Origin of the sequence: Streptomyces sp. NPDC051364 (genome assembly GCF_040682115.1) — a bacterium.
In the GTDB taxonomy this organism is placed as follows: Bacteria; Actinomycetota; Actinomycetes; order Streptomycetales; family Streptomycetaceae; genus Streptomyces.
This window is the reverse complement of the sequence record NZ_JBFBAH010000073.1, coordinates 1-6,064: the sequence shown is the minus strand read 5'-3', so window position 1 is coordinate 6,064 and position 6,064 is coordinate 1. Positions and strand designations below refer to the sequence as shown.

At 67.9% G+C, this 6,064-nt stretch carries 6 protein-coding genes and 1 pseudogene; 3 read left to right on the top strand and 4 right to left on the bottom strand.

The window, feature by feature from the left end; genetic code table 11:
• Positions 1-690, top strand: a pseudogene (locus tag AB0M76_RS43210) (hypothetical protein); the annotation flags it as partial.
• A gap of 495 nt (positions 691-1,185) precedes the next feature.
• On the opposite strand, the gene AB0M76_RS43205 reads toward AB0M76_RS43210, so the two are convergent.
• From AB0M76_RS43205 to AB0M76_RS43195, 3 genes are all read right to left on the bottom strand, one after another.
• Positions 1,186-2,061 (bottom strand): Scr1 family TA system antitoxin-like transcriptional regulator, encoded by an 876-nt coding sequence (locus AB0M76_RS43205; protein WP_365958256.1) that lies wholly within the window; start codon positions 2,059-2,061, stop codon positions 1,186-1,188.
• Positions 2,062-2,153: 92 nt separating this feature from the next.
• Positions 2,154-2,480, bottom strand: coding sequence for a divalent-cation tolerance protein CutA (gene cutA, locus AB0M76_RS43200; RefSeq protein ID WP_365958255.1), 327 nt, complete (start codon positions 2,478-2,480; stop codon positions 2,154-2,156).
• 307 nt (positions 2,481-2,787) lie between these two features.
• Positions 2,788-2,919 carry a hypothetical protein gene (locus tag AB0M76_RS43195; protein ID WP_365958254.1) on the bottom strand — a complete coding sequence of 44 codons (132 nt, stop codon included), beginning with the start codon at positions 2,917-2,919 and terminating at the stop codon, positions 2,788-2,790.
• A gap of 202 nt (positions 2,920-3,121) precedes the next feature.
• On the opposite strand from AB0M76_RS43195, the gene AB0M76_RS43190 reads away from it, so the two are divergent.
• Together AB0M76_RS43190 and AB0M76_RS43185 are read left to right on the top strand one after the other, a co-directional pair.
• Positions 3,122-3,985 carry a transcriptional regulator gene (locus AB0M76_RS43190; RefSeq protein ID WP_365958253.1) on the top strand — a complete coding sequence of 288 codons (864 nt, stop codon included), beginning with the start codon at positions 3,122-3,124 and terminating at the stop codon, positions 3,983-3,985.
• A 126-nt stretch (positions 3,986-4,111) separates the two neighbouring features.
• Positions 4,112-4,735, top strand: coding sequence for a contact-dependent growth inhibition system immunity protein (locus tag AB0M76_RS43185; RefSeq protein WP_365958252.1), 624 nt, complete (start codon positions 4,112-4,114; stop codon positions 4,733-4,735).
• 153 nt (positions 4,736-4,888) lie between these two features.
• On the opposite strand, the gene AB0M76_RS43180 is transcribed toward AB0M76_RS43185, so the two are convergent.
• Complete coding sequence (locus AB0M76_RS43180) at positions 4,889-5,497, bottom strand: GNAT family protein (RefSeq protein ID WP_365958251.1); 609 nt, start codon at positions 5,495-5,497, stop codon at positions 4,889-4,891.
• Between the last annotated feature and the right edge of the window lie 567 nt (positions 5,498-6,064).

The following is a 6,064-nucleotide window of genomic DNA, read 5'->3' as shown; positions in this document are numbered from 1 at the left end:
GGCGCTCCGGGCGCGCCCGGGGCCCGCGTCCCGCCCGGCCGCCCCGCCGCCCCCGGCCCGACGCGCCCCCCCGCCGCCCCCGGCGCCCCCGGCGCTCCCGGCGCCCCCGGCCCGACCGGCAGCCCCGGCGCCCCCGGCGCCCCTGGCGCTCCCGGCGCCCCCGGCCCGACCGGCAGCCCCGGCGCCCCCGGCGCCCCTGGCGCTCCCGGCGCCCCCGGCCCGACCGGACCCGCAGGACCCGCAGGACCTGTCGGACCCACCGGGCCCGTAGGCCCCAAGGGGCCTCGCGGTGACAAGGGCGAGAAGGGGCACCACGGCCACGACAAGGACAAGGACAAGGACAAGGGCGAAAACGGCCGCGACGACCACGACAAGGACGAGGACGGCGACCACGACAAGGGCGAGAACGGGAACGGTCAGGACGACCACGACGAGGGCAAGCCGCCGTGGGCCGACTTCCTGCCGAACAGCCAAGATGATGATCCCGGCGACGGGGGTCCCGGCCAGGCGGCCAGGAGCGTCAACTTCGCCCACGTGAGCGCCGCCACCGGCCAGCAGCCGGCGGGGGCCGGCTCAAGCAGCGGGACCGGCATCATGGCTGCCTCTGCAGCAGCGCTGGCATTCGTCGGAGGCTCGGTCCTCTTCACCATGAAGAGAATCCGGCGAGGTACGACAACTCGACAGGACTAGCCCATCGCAGACTTGACCGCGTCACGCCCCTGCCCCTTCGGGTCTCGAGCACTCGGCCGGATCGGCCCACGCTCCGCCTTCCCGTCACCGACTGCTGCGTACGGGTCGGCGGCAGGGGCTGAAGCTCGGTCAAGCACGTAGGACGTCCCGTCCGCCGTTTGGCGGCTGAGCCCCTGGATACATCGTCCAGGGGCTCAGTAGCGCTCGCGAGTGATCAGCTCCGAGAACGGCCCTCACGTCGTCGAAGTCACCATCATTGCCGTCGCGTGCGGCGGTGTCCGGTCCGCCGAAACCCATACCGCTCCTGGGAAGCGCAGATCTGGCCTCAACTCAGAACGGCTCACGCAATGCATGGTGTTGTCGGTGAGGATCAGCCAGCAGCCCGATCCACGGACGCAGTGGCCGGAGGTGCCACAGCCCCGGTCGACGACGAGCGGGGCTGGATTGCCCCGGCGTGGCCGAATCGGCACCTGGACGGGTTCGTAAGCAGGGCGCTCACTGGTTCGGCAGGGACGGTGTGTGGGCATCTGGCTGGGATTCCGGGCCGGCGTACGCCTTGATGGCTTCGTTGATGAGATGCCGGGTACTGTCCGGGCTCAGCGCCTGGGCCTGCAGGTGCGCATACATGTCGCTGTAGAGCCGCACGGCGGATCGTTTCTCCAGATAGAGGTCGCTGGTGAGCCTTTCCAGATACACCACGCTCGCATCGGTGGCGTCGGCGAACTCGAGCAGCGAGAACTGTCCCGAGACACCCGGGTGCGCACCCACACCATGAGGGAGGACCTGCATGGTGATGTGCGGCTGGGCGCTGAGGTGGGTCAGATGGTCCAGCTGCTTGCGCATGACCTCGCGGCTGCCCACGACGCGGCGCAGTGCCGATTCGTCCAGTACGGCCCACAAGTGAAGCGGGTTGCGCGGGGCCGCCAGCCGGTCCTGGCGCCGCAGGCGCACCTGGAGGCGTGCAGCGGCGTGTTCGGCCGTGGCATGAGGGATCGTTCCTGCGATGACCGCCCGGGCATAGGCGGGGGTCTGCAGCAGGCCGGGGATCATCAGCGGCTCGTAGAGCCGGATCGCTGCCGCCTCGGCCTCCAGGCCGATGTAGTCGCCGTACGGGATGTCGCCGTAGGAGTTCCACCAGCCCTGCTGACCCGATTCCCCGGCCAGCTGCATCAGATGGTCAACCCGCCGCTGATCCTGAACTCCGTACAGCTCGCAGAGATCGCGCAGGTCGCGCGGCTTGACGAGGCGGCGGCCGTTCTCCAGCAGACTGATATTGGGCTGGGAGATCAGCAGGCGCTTCGCCACCTGCCATGTCGTCATACCGCTAATCTCCCGGAGCCGGGCTTCGGCTATCGCCAGCCTGCTGCCCACGTCGGAACGCGATCTGGCGGAGCACCTGAAGGAGCTCGCAGCGTAACGGCGGAGGCTCGACCCTACCGAGCCCCGGCCGTTACGCCTTGAAGCTACTGGGGCCTGGTCTCGTCAGCTACCCACTTGAGGTAGGCATCCGAGCCGCCAACCACGGAAAGCACAATGAACTCTGGTACGTCGTACGGGTGATTCTCGTGCACCCAGGCCTGGAGCTCCGGCACGCGGTCCACAGTGGTCTTGTACGAGATTCGCCACTCCCTGGCCTTCTCCAGCTTGCCCTGCCACCAGTAGGTGGCTTCGAACGGCGAGTCGAGGTGCGAGCACGCAGCCAGCCGCTCCTTCACCGCCCCTTCAGCCAGCGCCCGGGCTCCCTCCTCCTGATCGATGGCCGTGTGAACAATAGCGATTTCCGCCGTCACGATGCCCCCTTGCGCTTGCCGACGTGGACCTTGAGCCTACGACTCGCAGGCAGCCGCAGGACCGCCTTCCCACGCGAGGCCCACCCCGAGGCGACCGCGGCCATGGAGTCTGGCTCGTCACCGGGCGCGGATCGCCGCTGCGACACCAAAGTTGCAAGGCGGAGCGAGGGCGCCCGTTCTCGGCTCACCAGCGTGATCGGCGTTCGCCTTCGCCGCGGGCCCGGCGGCGCGGCGCCCACCGCCGGCCGTGCGCCGTCGTCATCGGATACGAGCTCGGCGTCGATGATCGACCGCGATGGCGGGGCGTCTACGGGCTGAGGGCGACAGGGTCCGCGGACACTGCCTCGGCGAGGGTCAGGCCTCTGATCATCGAGGCGATCTCCCGCCGCCTGCACAGGCCGGTGACCTCGTACGAGGCGGGGTTCACCACATCACCCAAGCGAGTCCACAGATACCGTTGCCGGACTGGTCGATCTGGGGAGCGCAGACATGGACCCGAAACGCAGGACGGTGCTGAAAGGCGGGCTGTACTCCGCCGGCCTGGCGATCCCGGGTTCTCCGATATCGCAGACCGTTTCGAGCAGATCGCGGCCGGTCCCCATGCCCGGATCGGCATGACCGAGGTGAACGCGGTCATTGCCATGACAGAGCACATCTCCAGTCTCGATGACCAGTTCGGTGGCCGAGCGACACGTCCCATGGCCGCCGCGTTCCTGGTCAACACCATCGCCCCGTACCTCAAGGCGCAAGCTTCCGATCCTGTCCGCAATGCGATGCTGTCCGCCGCCGCCGACCACTGCTATCTGACTGGGTACATGGCAATGGACGAACGCGAGGACGGGCTGGCCCAGCGCTACTACCTGATGGCTCTGGACCTTGCAGGCCGAGCCGGAGACCACCTCACGTACTGCACGACCCTGCGAGGGATGAGCGTCCACGCAGTGGACCTTGGCCACGGGGCCCAGGCCCTGCGCCGTGCCGAGTCCGCCGGATCTGCTTCCCCTCAGGCAGGTCCCCGGATGGTGGCCTTCCTCGTGGGGCAGAAAGCACACGCCGCTGCCCAGACCGGAGACCGTGCGGGTGCGTTGGTGAAGCTGAGGCAGGCGGAAGCCGCGATGGAGAAGGCAGAGTCCCGGGCGAAGGCGTTCGGCTCCTACGACCCATCGTCGCTGAGCTACCACGTGGCCCAGGTCCGCTACGAACTCGGCGACGTCACCGGGTCCATCGAGTCGCTGGAAGAGGCAGACCGGCTCCGGGAGCCCGTCTACCGCCGCACACGCGTCCGGTACAACTCCATGCTGGCAGAGCGGAAGCTGCGTGTCGGCCGCCTCGAAGAAGCGTGCCTGAGCTGGCACAAGGTGCTGGACGACTACGTACAGGTCAAGTCCGGCCGCTGCGACGACCGGATCCGCTACATGGTGTCAGCACTACATCCCCACAAGGAGAACCCTCTGGCCCGGGAGTTGAACGAGCGGGCCCGACCCCTGGTCCGCACCCTTGGCTGAGCTGCGTACCCCGTCCAGCAGCCCAGTCGCAGCCAGGTGAGCCGACCGGTGTCGCGGCCCTATCCCTCTCGGGGCGCGGCAGAGGCAGGGCCGGATCCGTGATCACTCGTTCCAAAGCATTCGTGGGTGGTGGCCTGGTTCGCCGCCCGCGCATCCCTGGGACTGCCGCCGCACCTCAACGGCGGCGGCCGCCAGGTCCGCGACCTGACCCATGTCGACGACATCGCCGAGGGCACCAGACCCGGCGCTGAACGACTCACCAGCGAATCGCTCCTAGTGACCCGAGTCAGAGATTCCCTGCCTGTTCTGGCGAGAATGAAGCCTATGGACCATCTTCTGCACCTCGACCGCACGCTCGATGAGCTGGACACACCCCGCTGGGCGCCTCCTGCCCCTGACGCGACCCGTTTGGTCCGCAAGGTCCATGAGCTGCGGCGTGTTCCGCTGGGCGAACTCGGTCCGGCGGATCTGCGCACCCTGATCTCTCAGCAGGTGGCGCTGCCGTACGTCCTGCCGCTCGCAGTGCGCTTGTTGCTTGAGGAGCCGTTGATTGACGCCTACTTCTACGAGGGTGACCTGCTGCTTGCCACGGTCAATGTCCCCGCCTCCGCCTGGTCCCCGCTGTCAGACCTAGGCGCGCGGCTGTGCACCGTGATCGCGGCACTGCCGGAGGAAGTACTCACCGGCTTGCCCCGCGTCGGCGCCGAGGAGCTCGCCCGCTTCGTCGCGAGGACCGGATTGCTTCGCTGACCGGGCGAAGGAACGGGTGAAGGAACCCGCAAGGGGGCCACTGATTCCCAATGGGGTTGTCAAGCCGGGTTGGTGACGTGCTGTGAGCGTGTCACCAACCCGGGTTGACAACCCCATTGGGAATCAGTAACGGGGCCTGCGCCGGACGGACATTCAGCGCGTAGTACCCGGCCATTCCTCGCGCAGCATCCCGAACAGCACGGTGTCGTAGCGCTTGCCCGCCACCAGCACGGTGGACCGGCGTCGGCCCTCCTCGCGGAAGCCCGCCTTGGTGAAGGCGCGGACGGCCCGCTCGTTGCCGCTCCAGGTGTCGAGCTCGATCCGATGCAGCCCGAAGACCCCGAACAGGTGCTCCACCAGCAGTCGCAGCGCGTCGGAGCCATGGCCGCAGCCCCAGCGGTCCCGCTCGCCGATGGTGACGCCGACCGTGGCCAGCCCGGCGAACGGGTCCAGATCGCGGTAGTCCACCATGCCGATCACCGTGCCGTCGGCCAGATCCTCGACTGTGAAGACGGCCGATTCCTTCGGGTTCAGCCGCAGCATCGTCTCAAAGCCGAGCTCGACGGCCTCCGCCGTGACTGGGCCGAAGCACGGGTTGCCGCCGGCGGCCCAGTGGACCACCTCCGGATCATTGCGCCACCGAACGTGATGCCCCGCATCCTGCGCACGGAGTGCGCGAAGCCTTACCAACTTTCCTTCGATCATGGACAGATCATAGATCTCGACATGACCGTCGACGATCTCGAGATCGATGGCCTGCACCTGACCCGCTCCCTGTGCGACGTCACGTCGTCCTCTGGACAGGCACAAAGGCAGATGGGGGCCTAGCTCCGCCCAGCCGCTCCTGCTTCTCAGCGACATTCCACATGCCAGGGACCGCCATGTGCTCTCCGTCGCCAGCGATAAACGGAATCCGCTGTGACGTACGTAGCCACTCACCGGTGAGTTCGCACCGGCGATGGTGAGGTCACCCGACATGTCACCGGTGGCCGCAGGGATGCCGGTGGGTTCACCGGCGAGTTTCTGGGCGGGTGGCGCTCTGACCTGCGGTGGGGAGGTTTGGAAAGTCACTGGTGAGTCACCGCTGGGCTGTTCTCGATCCGTGATTGCGCAGGGGTGGTTGCGGTGAGCGGCTCGGTGAGGTCGGCGCCGTTTCGTGGGGCAGAGCGCTTGCTCCCTCCCACGAAAGGACCGCCGTCATGGCACCTGTTCCCCCGTCCCCACGCCGTCGCAGTAACGGCCTCGGGGGTAATTGAGATCGGGACGCGTCGGCTTGGCGGTTTGGCTGGCGGATGATCAGCAGGTAGTCGTGTGCACGAGTACCAGTTC

Excerpts from the sequence above, each read along its gene's own strand:
- AB0M76_RS43190 (WP_365958253.1), top strand. The coding sequence starts at position 3,122 with ATGACAGAGCACATCTCCAGTCTCGATGACCAGTTCGGTGGCCGAGCG.